Below are 21238 nucleotides of genomic sequence, written 5' to 3' on the forward strand. Positions count from 1 at the left end.
CGCGTGATGGTCGCTCTTGCCGACGTCCAGGCCGAGGAATACGCCGTACTCGTCGCTCACGTCTTCATCTCCCACGATGTCCATCATGGGCTCGGCCGCTGATCAGGCGTCGGACTGCCGGCAGCCACGTTACGGAGAGACCTACCCGCAGGCGGGTGGCCGGGTCCCTATCAGCGGTCTCGCCGACGCCACCCGGCCCGGCGACAACACCCCCCGGATCATTGGTTCGACAGGGGCGGTAAGCCATACCGGACCGAGCGACCGAGCAGCCCCCGGCTGGGGACGATCAAAAAGGTAACGGGTGCGGGGGTGTGGGGGGATCAGAGCGCCAGAGCCCCGGTCGCCAGCGCCGTCACGGCGTCGCGGTGGGCGGGCGTGTTCTGCCAGCGGAGGGCGCGCCCGGCCTCGACCACCACGCCGAAGCCCGCGTGCACCAGCAGGCGGGCCTGGCGTGCGTCGAGCTCGGGGCGGGCCGCCCGCAACTGCTGCTCCCACACCGCGATGTGCTCGCGCTGGGCGGCGATCAAGGGGCGCCGCAGATCGTCCGGCAGGCCGCGGATCTCGGCTTCGGCCACGCTGTTGAGCGCGTTGTATTCGAAGCTGTACGCCACATAGGTCCGCACCAGCGCGTCGACGCTGGTCCGCGGATCGGCCGTGTGGTCGAGGCTCCGGTCGACGGCCTGGCTGAGCAGCGCGGCCGCCTGGAGACACGCCGCCACCAGGATGTCGACTTTGCCGGGATAGTGCCGGTAGATGGCCGACGGCGCCAGCCCCACCGCCTGCGCGATCTGCCCATTGGTGACGTTGGCGAACCCGTCCCGGGCGAACAACGGAACGGCCGCCACCAATATCTCCGCCCGCCGCGTCCGCGGAACCGGCGGCGCCGGCAACTCCACCGCCGCCGTGTCTCCCGGCGCCGCCGCCGGATCGGTGGCGGCCACCCGCAGGGCCGCCGCCAGCAGCAGCTCCTCCATCCGGCGCTGCGCGGTCGACGTGTGGTGCATGGTGATCGACCCGATCGCCCCGAGCGCCGCCCCGGCCCGCAGCCGCGCGTCGGGCAGCGGGAACTCGCGGCCCACGACCTCGGTCATCCGGTCGACCACGTGCCCGAACTTCACGCGGAGCTTCCGGCGGTCGTCGCGTGAAAGGTAGCGCGCCTCCCACCGGTACAGGCCGCCGGAGGCCCGGTGCGCCACCGTGACCCGGATCAGCGCGGCCAGCACGTCGGTCAGGCTCGCGCCGGCCGGCGGCCCGTCGACCGCCGCCGTCAGCCGGTCGGCCATGACGTCGGCGCACTCGGCGAACAACGCGTACTTGTTGGGGAAATGCCGGTAGAGCGCGGCCGCGCTGATCCCGACCTTCGCCGCGATCTCCTCCATGGACGCCGCGTGGTAGCCGCGTTCGCTGAAGACCTGTCCCGCCGCCTCCACGATGAGCTGCTTGCGGTTGCGCGGCCTCGTGGTCGCCGCCCCCGCGCTCACCGCCATGCGCCCTAGTCAATCACAACGCGTACCTCATCCTTGGCGAAGGGTTTCCGCACGATCGAGCCGGTTCACAGTGGTGGCATGGATGAGACCTACGCCTACCGTCCGGCCGGGATCGCCGCCCGCGACCGCGGCCGCACCCTGTTCGCCCAGACGATGGGCTACGTCGCCGCGACCACCGCGCTGTTCGCCTTCGGCGCCTACCTGGGCCGCAACATCGGCGGGCTCGGCGCCTTCCTCGCGTGGCTGGGCGCGTTCGCCGCCCTGATCGCCATGCAGTTCAGCGTGCGCAAGTCGCGGCAGACCACGGTCGGCCTGCTGGCCGTGTTCGGCCTGCTGATGGGTGTCGCGGTCGCCCCCACGATCGTCTACTACGCCGCCACCGACCCCCAGGCCGTCTGGCAGGCCGGCGCCGCCACGGCGTTGTTCGTGGCCGGTTTCGGCGCCGCCGGCTACGCCACCCGGCGCGACCTGAGCGCTCTGGCCCGCATCTGTTTCTGGGCCCTGCTCGCCCTCATCCTCTTCGGCATCGTGCTGATCTTCGTCAACATCCCGTACGGCTCGCTGATCTACTCGATCCTCGGCCTTGTCATCTTCGCCGGTTTCATCATGTTCGACTTCCAGCGCCTGCGCCGCTCCCGCGACATCGAGGCCGCCCCACTGCTGGCCGCCGCCATCTTCCTGGACATCCTGAACGTCTTCTTGTTCTTCCTGCGCATCTTCCGGGGCGGCAGCCGCTGACCCGGCCGTAAGGTGCTCCGATGAGAGCAGCCCAGATCGCCCAGCACGCCGACGACCTCCACCGTGCCACCGCCTTCTACACAGCCCTGCTCGGCGCCCCGCCCACCGCCACCTTCGACCCTCCGGGCCTGGTCTTCTTCGACCTGGACGGCCAGCGCCTGCTGCTGGACCGAGGCGCCCCGTCAGCCCTGCTCTACTTCCTGGTCGACGACGTCACCGCCACCGTCGACCGCCTGCGAGCCTCCGGCACCCCGATTGAAACCGAGCCCCACGTCATCTTCACCCACCACGACGCCACCCTCGGCCCCGCCAACACCGAGGAGGTGCACGCTTTCATCCGCGACACCGAGAACAACCTGGTCGGCCTGATCGAGCACCGCCCGCTCTAGCCCTCTTCGTACTCCTCGTCGGACACGAAGCCTATGTAGGCGACTGTGGGCTCGCCCGGCGCGCTGTAGTCGAGCATGACCGTGTCGGGGCCGGGCCGGTCGATGCCCAGGAGCGGCAGCCGGTGGCCGAGGATTTCTCGGCTCGGCATTCGTCATTGGTGGTGGCGAGAGCGGTGGGCGGCGAGCACGTCCAGGCCGAAGTCGTTCGACGGGTCCCGCCACACCGAGTGGGCGTGGTTGGCGTCGCGCTGCGTGTTATCCCATTCGATCAGCAGGCGCGGGCCTTGCACTCGGTAATAGTGCGGCGCCCCCCGGTTCCGTCGAGCCGGCCCAGGCGAAGTGCAATTCTTCGAGGTTGTACGCCGTGGGGACCGGCACACGATCGAAGTAGGTACCGACCAGCTTCTCGAGCAGGTCGCGCTGCCCCGCCGACAGTGCGGCCCCGGGAACCCCCTTGGGCTGCGCCGTGTATTCCAGCGCCTCGTGCTCCCGATCCCCGTATCCAGCCGCCGCGTCGATCGCGTCGCTCGCCGCCCGCAGCTTCGCCCACTCGGCCGGGTCGGCGAAGTCGGAGCGCCAGATGCCGGCCAACGGAATCACCCGATCACCCTCGGCGATCGTGCTGCGGTTACCGGTCACCAGGTCGGAGGGCGCCTTCGGTGACAGCAGCGCCGGTTCGCCCAGCGACACCGCCAGTTCGCGGGCCAGGTCTTCCACCTGCCCGAGCGGCCGGTTGACCGCCCCGCCGAGCAGCGGGGAGACCGCCGGGTCGGCCCCCATGAAGCACGGCGTCGACGAGACCAGTTCCCCGTCGACGACCAGGTTGTTCAGCGACACGTGGTGCCCGCCGAACCGCCACCCCCACGCCCCGTCGCCGGGCGAACCGAAGACCCGCAGGTAGTACAGCCCTGGGTCGCGTCCCCGCTCCCGGTCGAAGCGGGCCGTGAACCCCTCGGTGTGGTCGAGCACGTTCTCCAGCCCGATGATCGTGGCCACCGTGACGTATCCGGCCCGGGTCAGCCCGGAGGCGACCAGTTTCATGGCCGCCCGCTGCTGCACCGGCCGCTGCTCGTGCAGGGTGAGCCCGCCGTGGTCGGTCGGCGTGTAGAACCAGCGCAGCCGCTCTCCCCCGGCCATCTCCCCGGTCGCGGTGGCCCGCTGCGCCGCGTCGAGCATGTCCAGCCACGACACTGCCGCCTCGGCCATCGCGGACGCCACTTCGCGCCGGGAAGAATCAGTCATAGCCTCAATCTAAGACCAGTGCGATCCGGCGTCCGCGATTGATGGCCAGGCCGCTTCATCGCTGTTACAGCGAAAGCCACCGCCGTGCGTCATCCGTGATCGCCGCGACCATCGCGCTCTTGCCTTCGGTGTACGCGTCCCGGTCCTCCGAGTGGCGCGCGGCAAGCTCCACTTTCAGCTCCTCGTACCGCCGGGCCGCTTCCGGATGGGCACGCAGATAGTCCCGGAACGCCAGAACATCGGTGTACCTCCGCGACCCCGCCGGAACCAGATGCAGATGATGGGTGCGCCGAGCCGGATCCGGCTTGCAGAACCAGTGCATGACGTCCTCACGGTAGGGCGCATAGAGATAGTCGAGCCCCGCGACCAGCTCGATACACACCCGCGACGACTCGAGATTCCGAACCCCCACCATGATGTCGATGATCGGCTTGGCGGTCAGCCCCGGAACAGCCGTACTCCCCACATGGTGCACCCCACCCACGACATGCTCCCCCAGCACGTCCCGGAGAGCCTTCGCCTCCAGCTCAAACCGCTCAGCCCAGGCCGGGTCATAGTCCTCGAGATGAATCCGCTCATCCGTCATGCCCCCACCCTGCCGCACCATCGCCCACAGCGGGACCCGCGAAAAGGGGTGCCAAACTGACCCAAACACTGCCGACCTGATAGAAGAGGCGATCGAACTCTTGGCAGACCGGGGGCCAGCTCTGGGAAGGTTCCTCGTGGCCGGCGACAAGTCTGGCCAATGGCAAGCTTGGTACCACAAGGCGATTCCCTTGGCCGATGACCGTTTCACAGAGCACCTGGCAGCGCTGAAGCAAGAGGAGCAGTCATGACGAAACCCACCAACTGGCGTGACGTCAAGGCCAAAGCCCGAGCGATCGACCCGACCCGGGACAGCGACGAGTGGGTGGCCCATCGTCAGCAGATGCGGGAGCAGATGCTCGCTTCCGTGAGCGGCGCCCAATTGGCCGAGATCCGTCAACAGCTGGGACTGACCCAGGTGCAGCTCGCCGAGGCGACGGGCCTGTCGCAGGCTCGCATCAGCCAGATCGAGAACGGCGACGCCGTCAGTCTCGACACCCTGCGGGCCTACGTCACCGGCCTGGGCGGCCACCTCGACATCGTCGCCCGAATCGGCAACATCCAGCTCAACGTCGCCTAGATGCTGGGGCAGCTCCTGCCCCTTTCCTTGAGGAGGGGCTGGAGCGGGCGCGAACGCACCGAAGTCAGGAACGGATCATCGTTCGCCGACCGCCAGTTCGCCGGGAAGACGCGGTGGTCGTTCACCTCGCGGCCGAGGCGGCCCTCAGCGGTTCGGGCGGCGGCGGCCAGGTCGTCGACGTCGCGCGGGGGTGGGCCGGGCTGGCCGGCGTGACGCGCGGCCCACGATCCGGAGATGTAGGCCGCATCGACGCCACCGATCGGAACGAGCAGGTCCACCATCACCGCCACCGGGCCATACATCAACGCGAGCAGCGGCGAGCGGAGCAGCGACAACAACCGCGACGCTTGCACATTCCGCACAACAGCTTGCATGGTCCGCAAATTGCCAGGTCAGGACGGCAAGGAGGCGCATCATTCGTGCCAGGTGGAGCGGCTGAAAAGGGTCACCTCGTCGATCGACAGGAGTTGGCCTTCGGCGGTCAGGAGGCGGTCTCGGGCGTCTCGGGGCAGGGCGACCGTGGAGCCCGCGGCCAAGGGCAGGACGTGCAAGGTCAGGGCGGCGCCCGGGTGCCAGCCCAGGTCCGGCAGGTTGATCAGCCACGGGGAACCGTCCCAGAAGCGGTCGGTGACCGGACGGCCGTTCACGCGGAGCTCGGCCACGTCGCCGGACCAGGCGATGCGCAGGAACAGGTCGGCGCCCGGGGTCGACGGCACGTCGAGGCGGTAGACGGCGGCCAGCTCGTCGAAGACCGCGGGCGTGGGGGCTGACTGGCGGCCGTCGAACTTCTCGTACGCGACGGGCACGGTGGTGGAGGGGTCCCGTACGAGCGAAGGGGTCGAAGGAACCGAAAGCGCGACGCCGCCGGACGGCTGCAGCGGCAGGGTGGCGAAGGCGCCCTCGACGGGGTCGTAGACGCGGACCGACGGGTGGGCGGCCGTGGTCAGGGCCTCGACGCGGCCGTCCGGGCCCCAGCGGAGCTCGTCGGCGGAGAGCAGCAGGCGGTCGCCGTTCACCCACACCGCATCGGACAGCGCGGCCGGCAGGACCAGCAGGTCGAGGCCGTCCAGGTGGATCGGGGACAGGGACGGTGACGCCGTGGCGACGGTGCCGCCGGCCGAGTACGAGAAGGGCACGCCGGCCGTCTCCTGCAGGACCAGCGTCGGGGTGTCGCCGGGCAGGACGGTCAGGGCCGACGCCGTGGCCCAGTCGAGGGGGCCGTGGCGCAGCGGCCACCGGGCCAGCGTGCCGGGCGGAATGTCGACCGGAGACGCGGGCAGCACCAGGGAGCCGACCTGGAACTGGGCGCCGCGATAGGTCGGCAGCGGGTGATGCGGCTGGTGCCAGGCCAGGAACAGGAAGCCGGACGTGCCGTTGCCGCGCAGGGCGAACCGCATCGTCGACGAGTCCTCGACGCCGGACGGGCGGACCTCGGGCAGGGTGGACGGCATGTCGGCCAGCGCCGCGCCGAAGGACGCCAGGAAAGCGTGCTGGTGGCGCAGCTCGGCCGACGACGGGGCGAGCAGGCCGGCCTCGCCGATCGGGGCGTGGAAGTCGTAGCCCAGCGCCGGCATGTCGTTGGGATATCCGGTCGCGTGGGACTCCTGCGCGCCGGCGAACGGGTTCGTGCCGCCCGCGTACATGTAGTAGCCCTGCCAGGCCGAGCCGTTGCCGATCTTGCAGTGGGCGACCGTGGCGACGTCCAGCGCCGAGGGGCGCGGTCGCCGGTGATAGGCCGTGGCCATGCCTCCGCCCAGCTCGCAGGTGGCAGGAGGAAACCAGGGTGAAGGTGTACGGGGTTGGGGTGCACCCAGCGACGGCCGGCGCAGGTCGGCGCCGATGCCCGGGTCGTCCCACACGTGCGAGAAGAAGTAGTGGTCGCGGAACGTCGGGTCCCAGGGCGCGTCGGCGTCGACCCAGAAGCCGTCGCCGTAACCGCCGTACAGCGGCAGAACCTCCTCGGCCGGCAGGTCGGCGCCGCCCCACGCGGTCGCCGTCCAGATCGGGGCGGACATGCCGGCGTCGCGGGCCAGGCGCTTGAGCGTGACCAGATGACCGGGCTGGTCGTAGAGCTCGTTCTCCAGCTGGATGCCGAGCAGCTCGAGCCCGGCCACCTGCGAGCCCAGCTGCCCGAACCACTCTTCGACCAGCGCCAGATAGGCGGGGTCGTCCGTGCGATGCCGCACCGGCGACGCCTGTACCCAATCCGGGAAGCCCCCGTTGCGACTCTCCCCATGCACCCACGGCCCGATTCGCAACACGACGTCCAGGCCCTCAGACCGACATGTCCGAACAAAGGAGGCTACGTCGAGGTTGTCCGCGAAAGAGGGCGCGCCGAAAACCGGGGCGTGGTGCAGCCAGAAGACGTACGAAGCAACAACCGTGACCCCACCCGCCCGCATCTGCCGAAGCCGGGAGACCCAGCGCGACCGGGGCACCCGGCTGTAGTGCAACTCCCCCGACACCGGGATCACCGGCTTTCCGTCCCGCAGCAGGTAGCGGCTGGTCAGCGACACCCCTGGCCGCCGGTCGACCGAGTTGCTCATCCGTGGCCGCCGCAGAGGCGATGACCAGGGTTGGTGGGCGACGACCAGCACGGCGACTCCTAAAACGAACTGGATCTGTAACCGGTCACAGCCGGATGAGCACGCACGATACCTCGGATTAACGGGATGGAATCAAGCCCTTGACATCCGCGCAACGGAGCAGCACTGTAACCGGTCACAGGGCCAGCGCAGTGATGCGCGTCCCATTCGAGGAGGACCCCCCGTGAAGAAGACACACCTGCTCGCCGGGGCATTGGCCGCGGCGGTTCTGATGACCAGCGCCTGCGGCAGCTCCGACGACGAGCCGGCGAAAAGCGACGAGAAGGTCGCGCTCACCTACTGGAGCTGGGCCCCGAACATGGACAAGGTCGTCGAGGGCTGGAACTCGACGCACCCGAACATCCAGGTCACCGTCAACAAGCAGGACGGCGGCGACCCGGCCGTGGCCAAGCTGCTCACCGCCATCAAGGCCGGCAGCGGCGCCCCCGACGTCATGCAGGCCGAATATCAGAAGATCCCGACCCTGGTCTCGGCCGACGCCCTCGCCGACATCTCCAAGGAGGCCGGCGACCTCAAGTCCAAGTTCCCCGAGGGCGCCTGGACCAGCGTCACGCTGGGCTCCGAGGCCCTTTACGGCGTCCCGCAGGACTCCGGCCCGATGCTGTTCTACTACCGGGCCGACGTCCTGGACAAGCTGAAGATCAAACCCCCGACGACCTGGGACGAGTACGCCGCCGCGGCACGCACGATCCACAAGGCGAACCCGAAGCAGTTCCTCGGCACGTTCTCGTCGAACGACCCGGGCTGGTTCGCCGGGCTCTCCCAGCAGGCCGGGGCCAGCTGGTGGGGCGTGAACGGCGACTCGTGGAGCGTCGCCATCAACGACGCCACCACGACGAAGGTCGCGAACTACTGGGGCGGCCTCGTGCAGGAGGGCGCCATCGACAACAAGCCGATGTACACGCCCGAATGGAACGCCGCCCTCAACGACGGCACCCAGGTCGGCTGGCTCTCAGCGGTCTGGGGCCCGGGCGTGCTCGAGGGCAACGCCGCCTCGACCAAGGGCAAGTGGAAGGTCGCCCAGCTCCCCCAGTGGGATGCGGCGTCGCCCGCCACCGGCAACTGGGGCGGCTCGGCCACCAGCGTCACCTCGCAGAGCAAGCACAAGGCCCAGGCCGCCGAGTTCGTCAAGTGGCTCAACAGCGACCCGGCCGCGATCAAGCTGCTCGCCGGCACCGCCAACGTCTACCCCGCGAGCGTCGACTCCAGCGCCGCGCTGACCGAGCCGCCGGCGTTCTTCAGCAACCAGCCCGACTTCTACTCCGTCGCCGACGAGGCCAGCAAGATCACCAAGCCTTTCACGTACGGGCCGAACGTCAACGTCGCCTACTCGTCCTACAACGACGCGTTCGGTAAGGCCGCCGAGTCCAAGAAGGCCACCGAGTTCGCCGGGGCGCTGACCACCATGCAGCAGGCCACCGTCGACGACCTGAAGAACACCGGTTTCAAGGTCGCCGGCTGAGGTTTTTCGCGCCGGGGCTCACCCGAGCCCCGGCCTCGAAGGAGTCCCCATGACAACGACCGCCCGCCGCAAGTCCGGCGCCCCTTACCTGTTCCTCACCCCCGCGTTGCTGCTCTTCGGTCTTTTCCTCGCGGCGCCGATCCTGTACGCGGGTTATCTGAGTCTCCGCCGCGTCAAGGTGAGCGGCCTCGGCCTCGGGGCCGGCTCCCGCACCGAGATCTGGGCCGGACTGGAGAACTACACGCGCTCCCTGACCGACCCGGAGTTCCTGCCGAGCGTGCTGCGGGTCGGAGCGTACGGCCTGATCGTCGTTCCCTGCATGCTCGGCCTGGCCCTGGTCATGGCCCTGCTGCTCGACGCCGGCCGCACCCGCGTGAGCACCTTCGCCCGCACGGCGATCTTCCTGCCGTACGCGGTACCGGCCGTCATCGCCTCGCTGCTGTGGGGCTTCCTCTACCTGCCCCGGGTCAGCCCCATCGTCGACGTGCTGGACAAGGTCGGCATCACCGCGCCGGACGCGCTCAGCTCCTCCTGGGTGCTCTACTCGGTGGCCAACATCGCGATCTGGGGCGGCACCGGCTTCAACATGATCGTGCTCTACACCGCGCTGCGCTCGATACCCACCGACCTGTTCGAGGCGGCCCGCATCGACGGCGCCAGCGACATCGCGATCGCCCTGCGCATCAAGATCCCGATCATCGGGCCGTCGCTGGTCATGACCACGCTGTTCTCGCTCATCGCCACGCTCCAGGTCTTCGCCGAGCCGATGACGCTGCGCCCGCTGAGCAACACCATCTCGACCACCTGGACCCCGCTGATGAAGGTCTACCGGGACGCCTTCGTGCGCAACGACATCTACGCCGCGGCGGCCACCTCGGTGATCATCGCGCTCGCCACGTTCGTGATCTCCTACGGCTTCCTCAAGCTCGTCGGCTCGCGGGCCTTCAGTCAGGAGAGCTGACCATGGCTGTCACCACCGTCCCCGTGGCACCGGCTCAGGCCCCGGCCACCGTCGCCCCGCGGGTGCAGCGAAACCGGCGCACGAGCCCGACCGCCACCATTCTGCTGCTGCTCGGGGCCGCGTACTGCTTGATGCCGGTCCTCTGGGTCTTGGTCGCCTCGACGAAGAGCGCCAGCGAGCTGTTCAACACGTTCACGTTCATGCCGAGCACGCATCTGTTCGACAACATCAGCTTCCTGAACAGCTACCGCGACGGCCTCTACTGGCGCTGGATGGCCAACTCGGCGCTGTTCGCCGGCGTCGGCGCGGCCGCCTCGACGCTGGTCTCCGCGATGGCCGGCTTCGCCCTGGCCAAGTACGACTTCCGCGGCAAGTCGTTCGTCTTCAACCTGGTGCTGGCCGGGGTGCTCGTGCCCGCGGTGATTCTCGCGGTGCCGCAGTACCTGCTGCTGGCCAAGGTCGGCATGACGAACACGTACTGGTCCGTGCTCCTGCCCAGCATGATCAGCCCGTACGGCATCTATCTGTGCCGGATCTTCGCCGCCGCCACCGTGCCCAACGAGGTGCTGGAGGCCGCGCGGATGGACGGCGCCGGCGATTGGCGGTCCTTCGTCCGGGTGGTGCTGCCGATGATGCGGGCCGGCCTGGTGACCGTCTTCCTCTTCCAGTTCGTGGCCATCTGGAACAACTACATGCTGCCGTTCATCATGCTCGGCGACGACAAGCTGTTCCCGGTCACGGTCGGCCTGAGCGGCCTGCTCAACCAGGGCGCGACCCAGCCCGCCATGTACACGTCGGTGGTCACCGGCGCCCTGCTGTCGGTGGTGCCGCTGGTGGCGCTCTTCCTGGGCCTTCAGCGCTACTGGCGTGTCGACCTCGGCGCGGGCGCGGTCAAGGCGTAGCTATGATCCCCAACGTGCCGACCCGCAAACGGCCCACCATCCGCGACGTCGCTCGCGAGGCCGGGGTCTCCTACGCCACCGTCTCCCGCGTGCTGAACGGCCGCGAGTGGGTCAGCCCCGACGCGGCCCGGGCCGTCCGCGACGCGATCGCTCGCACCGGATATACGGCCAACCCGCACGCCCGCTCGCTGGCCACCGGAAAGTCCGGGTCGATCGCCTTCCTGCTCACCGAGCCGCAGCACCTGCTCTTCGACGACCCGAACTTCTCGGTCCTGCTCCGCGGCGTGGCCCAGGCGCTGTCCGACCGCGAGCTCACCCTCATCCTCATGATCGCCTCGACGCCGGAGGAACGGGCCCGCACGATCGCCTACCTGTCCGGCGGCCACGTCGACGGCGTCCTGCTGGTCTCCCCGCACTCGGGCGACCCGCTGCTGAGCCAGCTGGTGCGGGCCGAGGTGCCGATCGTGGCCTGCGGCCGCGTCCTCGGCTACGAACAGGTGATCAGCTCGGTGATGGCCGACGACCGCAACGGCGGCCGCTCCGCGGTCGAGCACCTGATCGCGGCCGGCCGCACCCGCATCGCCACGATCACCGGCCCCCAGGACACGGCCGGCGGCGTCGACCGCCTCCAGGGCTACCACGACGCCCTGATCAGCCACGGCGTCACGATCGAGCCGGCCCGCATAGCCCACGGCGACTGGAGCCGCGACTCCGGAGCCGCCGCCATGCGCCGGTTGCTGTCCCTCGCGCCGGACCTGGACGCCGTCTTCGCCGCCTCCGACGCCATGGCCGACGGCGCCCTGCGGGTGCTGCGCGAGGCCGGCCGCGACGTCCCCGGTGACGTCCGCGTGGTCGGCTTCGACGACTCGGGCCTGGCCGCCACCACCGAGCCCCCACTGACCACGGTCCGCCACCCCTTGGACCGCGTAGCCGACGAAATGGTCCGCCTCCTCACCGACGTCATAGCCGGCCGGACCCCCCTGTCCATCACCGTGCCGACAACCCTGGTCATCCGCGCCTCGTCACCCGCCTGACCGCCGCCATCAGCCTGCCTGACCGCCGCCAACAGCCCACCTCGCCGCCGCCGCCGCCAGCCTGCCTAACCGCGCCAACAACCCGCCCCACCGCCGCCAACAGCCCGCCCCACCGCCGCCAACAGCCCGCCCCAACCGCCACCGACGGACCGCACAACCCCTGGCCGGACGCTCCCCTCGGCCGTCGGCCGATCGATTCGTCGACATTTCCTGATTTTTCGTATTCACCGGCGCCCGCCGCCCACGACCCATCTGACCGCCGGCCTGACGGCCGCCTCGGCGGTCGGCCTGAACCGCCGCCCTACTTTTCCTGATTTTTCGGCTCCACCGGGCGCTGCCGCGCTCACCGCCCCACCGGGCGCTCACAGCTCCCACCGCTCCACGGCACCGATCCGGCGTCCGCTCCCGGGCGCCGGCCCGTCCCCTTCGTCGTGAAGGAGCGATACATGAAACCGTCCCCGCGCGCCGCGGTGATCGCCGTCGTCCTGGCGGTCGTCGCGACGCTCACCCCCGCCCCGGCCAGCGCCGCCAACACCCTCACCATGCTGGGCGCCGACGTGTCCTCGCTGCAGCGGACCCTCGACCTCGGCGGCAAGTACTACAACGCGGCCGGCGCCGCCGCCGACCCGTACGACATCCTGAAGTCGGCCGGCGCCAACTACGCCCGCCTGCGCATCTGGAACAACCCGGCCAGCGGTTACAACAACAAGGCCAAGGTCCTCCAGCAGGCCAAGTCGATCAAGGCCAAGGGCCTCAAGCTCCTGATCGACTTCCACTACTCGGACACCTGGGCCGACCCGGGCAAGCAATATCCGCCGGCCGCCTGGGCCTCGCACAGCCTCATCCAGCTTCAGTCCGACGTCTACAACTACACGTACGACGTCTGCACCGCCCTGAAAGCGCAGGGCACCACCCCCGACAGCATTCAGGTCGGCAACGAGATCAACGTCGGCATGCTGTGGCCTCGCGGCCAAGTGGTCAGCAGCAACTTCGCCCCGCTGGCCTCGCTGCTCAAGCAGGGCTACAACGCGGTCAAGGCCTGCAACAGCGCCACCCAGGTCTGGATCCACACGGCCGACGCCGACAGCATGGCCAATGCCCGCTGGTTCTACGACGGCATCAGGGCCCAGGGCGTGACCTGGGACGTCACCGCGCTCTCGTATTACTGCATGTGGCATGGCTCATTGGCCAACCTCTACAACGTCATCACCGACGTCCGCACCCGTTACGGCAAGCCGGTCGTGATCGCCGAGACCGCGTACCAGTTCACCACCGCCGACGCCGACAGCGAGAAGAACTCGATCCCGGGCACGGTCCTCTGCGACAACATCCCGGCGACGTGGGCCGGCCAGGCGCAGCAGTTCACGTGGGTGCAGAACACGGCGCGCAACGCCGGCGCCGTGGGCGTCTTCTATTGGGAGCCCACCTGGTACGCCATCAAGGGCAACGGATGGGACCCCGCCAACATCAACGGTACCGGGGACGGGTGGGACAACATGGCCATTTTCGACTGGAGCGGCCGGGTTAATCCCTCGCTGCGCTGGGCAAGCTGATGATCGGCGCCCGGCGGGCAGTTTGCGCCGGGCGCTCCACAGTGTCGGTTCTCACGGCATACTGAGCCTGTTCAGGGTGCTCTACTAGACGAGTCACCGAGCACCGAGGGAGTGTCAATGCAGCGGCATCGGGTGGCAGTGATCGGCGCCGGCTTCGGGGGTCTTTTCGCGATCAAGGCGCTGCGCAATGCCAACGTCGACATCACGCTCATCAACGGCACCGCGTACCACTTGTTCCAGCCTTTGCTCTACCAAGTGGCCACCGGCGTCCTGTCCGAGGGGGAGATCGCACCCCCGATCCGTGAGGTCCTGCGGGGCCAGGAGAACGTCGACGTCAAGCTCGGCTGGGCCGAGAGCGTCGACACCGACAACAAGATCATTTCTGTTGCCGGCCCCGGCATCAATTACACGGTCGAGTACGACACTTTGATCGTGGCCGCGGGCGCCTCGCAGTCGTACTTCGGCAATGACCACTTCGCCGACAACGCGCCCGGCATGAAGAGCATCGACGACGCGCTCGAGCTGCGCGCCAAGATCTTCGGCGCCTTCGAGATCGCCGACCTCCAGGAGGACGACGAGGCGAAGGAGCGCTGGCTGACCTTCGTGGTCGTGGGCGCCGGGCCGACCGGTGTCGAGATGGCCGGTCAGATCGCCGAGCTGGCCCACCGCAACCTGCCGGGGCAGTACAAGCACATCGACCCGCGCCGGGCCCGCATCATCCTGATCGACGCCGTGGGCGCGGTGCTGAACACGTTCGGCGACCATCTGTCGACGCGGGCGCTGGCCCAGCTGCACAAGATGGGCGTCGAGGTCGAGCTGAACACCAAGGTGGTCAACGTCGACCGCACCGGCATCGAGGTCGAGTCGGAGCGCGGTCACCAGCGCATCCCGTCGATGACCAAGGTGTGGGCGGCCGGTGTGTCCGCTCCCCCGCTCGCTCGCAAGATCGCGGCGGCCACGGGGGCCGAGGTCGACCGGGCCGGGCGCATCATGGTCAACCCCGATCTGACGGTGCCGGGCCACCCGGAGATCTTCGTGCTGGGCGACATGATGAACCTGAACGACCCGTCGACCGGGCGCCCGCTGCCGGGTGTCGCGCAGGTCGCCATCCAGGGCGGCAAGTACGCCGGTCAGACCATCAAGGGCCGGCTGCGCCGCAAGCCGCCGGGCGAGCCGTTCAAGTACTTCGACAAGGGCAGCATGGCGACGATCTCGCGGTTCTCCGCGGTCGCCAGCATCGGCAGCAAGATCCGCCTGGCGGGCTTCTTCGCCTGGGTGATGTGGCTCGTGGTCCACGTGTTCTACCTGGTGGGCTTCAAAAACCGCTTCACAACGGTGCTGCACTGGGCGGTCAGCTTCCTGGGCCGCGGCCGCTCCGAGCGGGTGGCCACCGAGCAGCAGGCCTTCGCGAGAAAGGCCATGTACGAGTACGGCAACCCGTTCGAGCGGGCCCGACTGGACGACGCGCCGCCGGCCGACGAGATCTCGACGACGCAGGTCGAGCCGGAGAAGGTGTCAGCCAAGCGTTAGCCGGTCACGAGGGGAAGATGGTCGCCCAGACCATCTTCCCTTCCGCTGTCGGCAGTGCTCCCCATGCCGCCGAGGCCGCCTGGACGGTCCGCAGCCCCTGGCCGCGGGCGTTCCACAGGTCGCCCGGCGGCTCTTTCGGCGCCGGGAGCAGGGTGGGCAGGCGCGGGTCGCGGTCGTTGACGACCAGGTGCAGGCCTTCGTCGCGGCGCAGAACGACAACCACTATTGGTGTACGGGCGTGTTCCACCGCGTTGCCGGCGAGCTCGCTCATCACGAGCCGGGCCGGGTAGAGGACCTCGCCGGGCAGGCGCCAGGCCGCGCACGCGTCGGTGACCAGGTTGCGGGCCAGTGAGGGCGTGTCCGGTTCCGGCGGCAGGGCCAGGCGCCGCTGGTCGGTGTGCGGGCGGGCGGTGGTGGCCGCGGCCCGGGCCAGAGTGAGGTCGGCGTAGGTGGGCAGGTAGTACGCCGCGCCGAGCCGTTCCAGCCGGTCGGCCAGCACGCTCGCCGGCGGTGCGCAGGCGACCACGTGCACGGGCGGGTCCATGGCGTCGGCCACCCGGCGGGCCGTGATCCAGGTGAGGGCGCTGGCCGCGTGCGGATCGTCGAGGTCGCAGAGGTCGATGATCACCGCGTCCGGGTGGGCGCCGAGGGATTTCTTGAGGGCCAGGAAGGCGTCCCGGCTCAGCGACCGGCCCCATGATCCCCGCACGGTCACGGTAGTGACAACGTTGTCGACGTCCGCCGTGACCGCTACTCGGCCTTCTCTGACGGTGCGGCGGGCGAACGGATGGCGTGCGCGCATGACAGGCCAACGACACGTGTACATGAACGGGCACGCCTACCCGGCGAAGAGATCACCATGCGCGAATACCGGCTATTCACTCGTTAGTGGTACGTCCTCTTCTGAGTGAACCGCCGGCAGCAGTTCGCCCGAGATCGCGCGGTACGGGGTGGGCGCCGGCGCCGCCAACTGGTCGACGCCGACCGGGTCGGCCAGCGCCCGCTCGATGGCCAGCCGCAGCCGCTCCCGCTCGGCCGCCGGGTCCTGATACCAGGCCACCGACCAGACACGGTGCACATGCCAGCCCAGCTCGCGCAGCTCCTCGTCGCGCAGCCGGTCGCGCTCGCGGGCCGACGGGACCCGGGCGTACTCGGGGCCGTCGAACTCGATGCCGAGCGCGAAGACGTCCTTCTCCTGTCCCGGGTGCAGCACGGCCAGCGGGATCCAGTGCCCGGCGGCGCCGACCTGACGCCGTACGCGATAGCCCCAATCGAGCAGCGCGGCCGACACCGTGTCCTCGAACGGCGACGCGTCCTCGCGATCGGCGATGTCGCGCCCGAGTGTGGCGGCGGACCTCTCGGCGTACTCCAAATAGGCCTTGAGATGACGCACGCTCTCGTTGCCCATGTCCGGGACGTCGCCCGAGCGGATCGAGGAGACGACCTCGATGCGGCGTGAGGCGCGGGTGATGGCCACGTTGAGGCGGCGCCAGCCCATCGACCGGTTGAGCGCGCCGAAGTTCGTGCTGATCTTGTCGTTCTCGTCGTAGCCGTAGCCGACGGACAGGATGATCACGTCGCGGACGTCGCCCTGCACGGCCTCCAGGCTCTTGACGAAGAAGCCGGTGAGCCGGTCGTCGTCGGTGAAGAAGTGCTCCAGGTCGGGCCGTTCGGCCACCGCCCGGCGCACGGCGTCGTCGATCGCGTCGGCCTGGGCCACCGACAGCGTCACCACGCCGCAGGTCTGCCCGGGCCGGGTCGTGTAGTGGTGCAGCACCCGCTCGGCCACCGCGTCCGCCTCGATCGGGTTGTCCGAGGTGGTCTGCCGCCGGTAGACGCCGTCCACCAGGTACATCTCGACGCCGTGGTCCGGCTCCTGCGGATAGGCGCGGGTCAGGCTGACCAGCCGGCCGTGGTAGTAGGCGAGGTCGGCGAAGGCGAACAGCGCCTCGTGGCTGCTGCGGTGGTGCCAGGTCAGGTGCAGCACCGGGAAGGTGTCGCGGGCCAGCTCGAGGATGGACGGGAAGTCGGTGACGTCGTCCTCGACCCGGTCGTAGTACGAGGTGGGCGGCAGCTGCTGGTGGTCGCCGGAGACCACGAGCGCGTCGCCGCGGTAGATGCAGTTGATCGCGTCGGCCGTGGTCACCTGCGACGCCTCGTCCAGGATGACCATGTCGAACTCCATCTCGGGCGGCAGGTAGCGGCTGACCGCGAGCGGCGACATGAGCAGGCAGGGCTTGAGCGCCTGCACCGAGTGCCGGGCCTGGGCCAGCAGCTCCTGCACGGCCAGGTGGCCGGACTGCTTGTTGCCCTCGCGGCGCAGGATGCCCGGCTCGCCGGTGGCCGACGACGACGGGCGCCGGGCCTCCACGGCGTAGACGATGTCGGCCAGCGCGGCCGCGGTCAGCTCGTTGTCGAGCAGCCGGAACACCTCGACGATGTGTGTGCGCTCCTCGGCCGACGACGGGTGCAGCCCGGGGTCGTCCCGGATCACGGCGTCGGCCCAACCGCGGAGCAGAGCCCTTTCCAGTACGGGCCACACATGCTCCACCGAGATGTCCTCGGCCGCGCAGTAGTCGAGGGCGCCGGCCAGTCCGTGATCCACGAGCACGCTGCGCGCGTCCTGGTGGCGGAACCACTCGTGCTGCCCCTCGGTGTCGTGCAGCAGCTCGACCAGCAGGTCGCGGGCGTTGTCGTAGTCGCCCAGCCGGTCGACCAGCTCGCCGTGGCGGGCCGGGCCGAACGCGTCGAGCACCTGGCCGCGGGCCGACTCCCAGCCGGCCACCGCGGCCGGCAGGCCCTCGGTCGGGTGGGCCTCCATCAGGGCGTGAGCCTGGCCGGGGCTGAGCGGGGCGTCCTCGCCAGTGAGCACCCGCCGGGCGTGCGCGGTCCACGCGACGATCTCGTTCATCACCTCGTCGTCGGTCTTGGTGCCCCGGTAGACCGAGCCGAGCACGGCCGCGTGGGCGGCGGCGTCGGCCCAGATCGCGGTCTCGGCGTCGGTGGCCTTCTGCCGCTGGGCGGCGATCTCGCGGGCCTCGGTCAGGGTGAGGTCGCGGCCGGTGGGCACGCTGTAGGCGCGGATCATCTCGGCCGCCGCGTGCAGCGGGGCGATGTGCGCGCGCAGCCAGGTGACCGCGTCGGCGATCGGGCCCTCCCCCAGCTCGGGGCGGGGCGCGCGGGCCGGCGACGGCCGCAGCGTGGTGCGGAAGCGGGTGAACTCGTCGCGGGCCTCGCCCACGATGCGCAGCAGGGCGCTGTTCGGCCTCGGCGCGCAGACGTGCACGGTGACCGCCGGCAGCGCGTCGGCCGGCACCTCGCGGATCACCTCGTCCGCGTTGTGCAGGGCGTCCTGGATGGCCGCGAAGTCGGTGTCGCGGCCGTTCCAGTGCCGTCCGAGGATCTCGGCGTGCTCGGCCTCGGCGTCGGCCAGGTCCTCCAGGGCCTGCTTCCAGGCGGCGGCGTCCTCGACGTTGGCGATCGCCTCGGCCGGCTTGACCTCGGGCCGGGCCGCCTCGACAGCGGCGTCCTTGGCCCGGCGATACGGCCGCAGCAGCTTGCGGGGGCCGCGGTGCCGGGTCAGCCGGTCGGCGATCTCGGTGACCGGCTCGTTGAGCACCTCCTCGCTGAAGTGCAGCCGGGCCTGGACCTCGGTCTCGGCGACCGCCTCCACCGCCAGCCGCAGGGCCCGGACGGCGGCGTGCGCCTTGGCCATGCCGCCCGGCTCGAACCAGGCCGCCTCCGGCTTGTGCTCGCGGCCGATCAGGTCGGCGATGGTGATGACGCGGGCCGAGTCGGGGAAGGTGACCACGTTGGGCAGGCCGAGCCGGGCCGTGACCCGGTCCATGCTCTCGTGCCGGCTCTCCAGGCGGTCGGCCTCCTCGGCGAACTTGTTGGCCAGGTGGTCGGCCTGGGCGGCGTTGAGCGGGCCCAGGTCGACCGCCTCGGGCACCAGCTCGGAGAGGTCCGGCACGCCGGTCAGGTCCTCGGCCGACGGCAGCTCGGCCCACGGGATGCCGCCGTAGCGCAGCGCGGCCAGGTGGTGGGTGAGGTCCGTGGCCGCCTTCTGCACCGGGGCCAGGCTCTCGATGGTCAGCCACTCCTGTTCGACCTTGGGTGGCCGCTTGGCGGCGTGCCCGGCCAGGGCGGCCAGCTTGGCCGCGCCGGCCGGCTCGTGCAGGTCGAACGCGTCGGCCAGGGTCGAGTTGGCGATCACCGCCTCGGCCAGCTTGGTCAGTGAGGTCAGGGCCTGGCGCAGCCGGCCGTCGAGCGGCTCGCGGTCGGTCGCCTCCCGCCACAGGTAGCTCTCGCTGCTCACCCGCCCGAGCCGGGCCACGGCGTCGCGGATGCGATAGACCGACTCGGCGGTCAGATCCTGCGGGTTGATCGTCGCGACCGGTGCGGCCGGCGCGTCCAGCAGCCGGGTGCAGACGCCCAGCACGTCGAACAGGCTCCGGCCGAGCGGCTGACGAACGCGATTGAGGGCTTCGGCGTACGCGCTGAGCCGCTCCCGCCGTTCCCGGACCGCCCGCCGGTCGATCGGGTCCATGGTCGCCAGCGCCGGCGGGTCGGTCTCGAGCGAGGCGGCCAGGGCGGTGGCCACCTCGCGCCGGCCGACCAGGTTGCTGTGCAGGGCGAGCAGATAGTTGCCCAGGCCGGCCTCGGTGAGGCGGCGCTGCACGGTGTCGAGGGCGGCCGCCTTCTCCGAGACGACCAGCACCCGCTTGCCGGCGTGCATGAGGCCGCCGACGATGTTGGCGATGGTCTGCGACTTGCCGGTGCCGGGCGGCCCGTCGAGCACGAAGCTGTGCCCGGCCAGCGCGGCGGCGACGGCCACCCGCTGGGAGGCGTCGGCGTCGAGCAGCAGCGGCACGTCCTCGGGCGGGGCGACCTGGTCGATCTTCTCCGGCGCGATCGGCTCGAAGGCGAACGCCCGGTCGGCGTCGTGGGTGGCCAGCGCCCGCACGACGGGGTGCTCGACGATGTGCGGCTCGTTCTCGTAGAGGTCGTAGTACATCGCCTCGCGGTGCACGCTCAAGCACGCGAGAACCACGGTCTCGTCGGCGTACCAGCCGCGGCGCTCCCCGATGGCCACGTCGACCTTGGCCCAGAGCACTGTCACGTCCAGCTCGGCCAGCGAGTTGATCTCGGGGATCTCGATGTCGAGGTCGGCCATCCGGATCACCAGGGCCGGGTTGACGATCGGGTCCTCGGGGCGGGCGACCAGCTTGGGCCCGGCCGGATCGATCTCGACCGGGATCAGAAGAATGGGGCTTTCGTACGGCGAACCGTCGTCGTCCGACCAGTGCATCATGCCGACGCCGAGATAGAGCGGCGAGACGCCACGGTCCTGCAGCTCGGCCCGGGAGCGCCGGTAGAAGCGGTGCAGCAGCGCGCCGAGCACCTCGTCGGGCAGATCGGTGCGCAGAACGTGCGCCGACCCGTCGTTCTCGAAGGCGTAGCCGCTGCCCTCCTGAAGGACCTTGACGATCGCCTTCGGCGACGGCCCGGTGATCTCGACCGAGCTCGCGGCGATCCGGGCGAAGTTGAGGAGCGGGTTGGCGCCGGTCAGATCGACCAGGCCCGAGCGCCAGGTCTCGAGGGCACTCCTGACCTCGGCACCCGGTAATCCGCTCGCTTCAACTTCAGACTCCGGCCACATGCCCTCAATTCCAGCAACCGAACGGCTGTCACGCTGGTCATTTGGCCGCATACTTCCGGATATTTACGATATCGCCGTTACCCGCCTTCCCACCGATACACCAAGCCACCCCTGAAAAGCGACCCTGCCGTCGCACCGCTACCCACCACCCTTGCCGGCGCAGCTCCTTCATCCCTTGCCCACCCAGCCCTTGCCCACCCAGCCCGTGGCCACCCAGCCCTTGCCCACCCAGTCCTTGCTTGCACAGCTCACCCCCCGCCCCGGCTCCCTGCCACCCCAGCCGCGCAGCTCACCCCCAGCCCCGGCTCCAGCCACCCCAGCCGCGCAGCCCACCGACATCAACCCCCTTCTCCCGATCAGGATCGCGGTGGGCCGGGGCAGGTCGCAGGCCCCGAGCGGACCGGGCGACGAGCGGTGCGAAGCGCGCCTGAATAGTTGGAAGCGACCGGTGGCCACCCGGGCTGGACCGCAGCGACCCGCAGCCACCCGAGCTGGACCGCAGCGACC

At 70.1% G+C, this 21238-nt stretch carries 18 protein-coding genes; 9 read left to right on the forward strand and 9 right to left on the reverse strand.

Annotation, left to right across the window (positions count from 1 at the left end; all coding sequences use genetic code 11):
- Positions 1-320 precede the first annotated feature (320 nt).
- Positions 321-1487, reverse strand: a complete 1167-nt coding sequence (locus tag CRP55_RS28850; protein ID WP_097323300.1) for a TetR/AcrR family transcriptional regulator — start codon at positions 1485-1487, stop codon at positions 321-323.
- Between the two features lie 78 nt (positions 1488-1565).
- On the opposite strand from CRP55_RS28850, the gene CRP55_RS28855 reads away from it, so the two are divergent.
- A complete protein-coding gene (locus CRP55_RS28855) occupies positions 1566-2225 on the forward strand; it encodes a Bax inhibitor-1/YccA family protein (RefSeq protein WP_097323301.1) in 660 nt (219 codons plus the stop codon).
- Between the two features lie 20 nt (positions 2226-2245).
- On the forward strand, positions 2246-2614 hold the full coding sequence (locus tag CRP55_RS28860; RefSeq protein WP_097323302.1) for a VOC family protein: 369 nt from the start codon (positions 2246-2248) through the stop codon (positions 2612-2614).
- Here CRP55_RS28860 and CRP55_RS53290 read toward each other — a convergent pair.
- The 4 genes from CRP55_RS53290 to CRP55_RS28870 all read right to left on the reverse strand — a co-directional run bounded on the left by CRP55_RS53290 (position 2611) and on the right by CRP55_RS28870 (position 4442).
- Positions 2611-2763 (reverse strand): hypothetical protein, encoded by a 153-nt coding sequence (locus CRP55_RS53290; RefSeq protein ID WP_179855372.1) that lies wholly within the window; start codon positions 2761-2763, stop codon positions 2611-2613. The genes CRP55_RS28860 and CRP55_RS53290 overlap by 4 nt on opposite strands.
- A 3-nt stretch (positions 2764-2766) precedes the next feature.
- Positions 2767-2904, reverse strand: a complete 138-nt coding sequence (locus CRP55_RS55000) for a DUF3500 domain-containing protein (protein WP_245923438.1) — start codon at positions 2902-2904, stop codon at positions 2767-2769.
- The gene (locus tag CRP55_RS28865) at positions 2870-3856 is read right to left on the reverse strand and encodes a DUF3500 domain-containing protein (RefSeq protein ID WP_245923439.1); all 987 of its coding nucleotides are present in this window, start codon (positions 3854-3856) and stop codon (positions 2870-2872) included. The genes CRP55_RS55000 and CRP55_RS28865 overlap by 35 nt, the downstream gene beginning before the upstream one ends.
- Before the next feature lie 64 nt (positions 3857-3920).
- Positions 3921-4442 carry a GrpB family protein gene (locus CRP55_RS28870; protein ID WP_097323303.1) on the reverse strand — a complete coding sequence of 174 codons (522 nt, stop codon included), beginning with the start codon at positions 4440-4442 and terminating at the stop codon, positions 3921-3923.
- 246 nt (positions 4443-4688) lie between these two features.
- Here CRP55_RS28870 and CRP55_RS28880 point away from each other — a divergent pair, with 246 nt between their 5' ends.
- The gene (locus tag CRP55_RS28880) at positions 4689-5021 is read left to right on the forward strand and encodes a helix-turn-helix domain-containing protein (protein ID WP_097323306.1); all 333 of its coding nucleotides are present in this window, start codon (positions 4689-4691) and stop codon (positions 5019-5021) included.
- On the opposite strand, the gene CRP55_RS28885 is transcribed toward CRP55_RS28880, so the two are convergent.
- Together CRP55_RS28885 and CRP55_RS28890 are read right to left on the reverse strand one after the other, a co-directional pair.
- The gene (locus CRP55_RS28885; protein ID WP_143234961.1) at positions 5018-5383 is read right to left on the reverse strand and encodes a hypothetical protein; all 366 of its coding nucleotides are present in this window, start codon (positions 5381-5383) and stop codon (positions 5018-5020) included. The genes CRP55_RS28880 and CRP55_RS28885 overlap by 4 nt on opposite strands.
- Positions 5384-5434: 51 nt before the next feature.
- The gene (locus CRP55_RS28890) at positions 5435-7618 is read right to left on the reverse strand and encodes a beta-galactosidase (protein WP_245923440.1); all 2184 of its coding nucleotides are present in this window, start codon (positions 7616-7618) and stop codon (positions 5435-5437) included.
- Between the two features lie 172 nt (positions 7619-7790).
- Between CRP55_RS28890 and CRP55_RS28895 the strand changes: the two genes are divergently transcribed.
- The 6 genes from CRP55_RS28895 to CRP55_RS28920 all read left to right on the forward strand — a co-directional run bounded on the left by CRP55_RS28895 (position 7791) and on the right by CRP55_RS28920 (position 15069).
- Positions 7791-9089 (forward strand): ABC transporter substrate-binding protein, encoded by a 1299-nt coding sequence (locus tag CRP55_RS28895; protein ID WP_245923441.1) that lies wholly within the window; start codon positions 7791-7793, stop codon positions 9087-9089.
- A 49-nt stretch (positions 9090-9138) separates the two neighbouring features.
- Positions 9139-10050 carry a carbohydrate ABC transporter permease gene (locus CRP55_RS28900; RefSeq protein WP_097323311.1) on the forward strand — a complete coding sequence of 304 codons (912 nt, stop codon included), beginning with the start codon at positions 9139-9141 and terminating at the stop codon, positions 10048-10050.
- Between the two features lie 2 nt (positions 10051-10052).
- Complete coding sequence (locus CRP55_RS28905; protein ID WP_097323313.1) at positions 10053-10952, forward strand: carbohydrate ABC transporter permease; 900 nt, start codon at positions 10053-10055, stop codon at positions 10950-10952.
- Between the two features lie 14 nt (positions 10953-10966).
- Positions 10967-11986, forward strand: coding sequence for a LacI family DNA-binding transcriptional regulator (locus CRP55_RS28910; protein WP_245923442.1), 1020 nt, complete (start codon positions 10967-10969; stop codon positions 11984-11986).
- A 446-nt stretch (positions 11987-12432) separates the two neighbouring features.
- A complete protein-coding gene (locus CRP55_RS28915) occupies positions 12433-13539 on the forward strand; it encodes a glycoside hydrolase family 53 protein (RefSeq protein ID WP_097323316.1) in 1107 nt (368 codons plus the stop codon).
- A 117-nt stretch (positions 13540-13656) separates the two neighbouring features.
- Positions 13657-15069 (forward strand): NAD(P)/FAD-dependent oxidoreductase, encoded by a 1413-nt coding sequence (locus CRP55_RS28920; protein WP_097323317.1) that lies wholly within the window; start codon positions 13657-13659, stop codon positions 15067-15069.
- Between the two features lie 4 nt (positions 15070-15073).
- On the opposite strand, the gene CRP55_RS28925 is transcribed toward CRP55_RS28920, so the two are convergent.
- Positions 15074-15784: an ATP-binding protein gene (locus CRP55_RS28925; RefSeq protein ID WP_179855373.1), complete on the reverse strand. Its 711-nt coding sequence runs from the start codon at positions 15782-15784 to the stop codon at positions 15074-15076.
- 159 nt (positions 15785-15943) lie between these two features.
- A complete protein-coding gene (locus tag CRP55_RS28930; RefSeq protein ID WP_179855374.1) occupies positions 15944-20731 on the reverse strand; it encodes a PDDEXK-like endonuclease domain-containing protein in 4788 nt (1595 codons plus the stop codon).
- Positions 20732-21238: the final 507 nt, after the last annotated feature.

Source organism: Paractinoplanes atraurantiacus (genome assembly GCF_900215205.1).
Lineage (GTDB): Bacteria > Actinomycetota > Actinomycetes > Mycobacteriales > Micromonosporaceae > Actinoplanes > Actinoplanes atraurantiacus.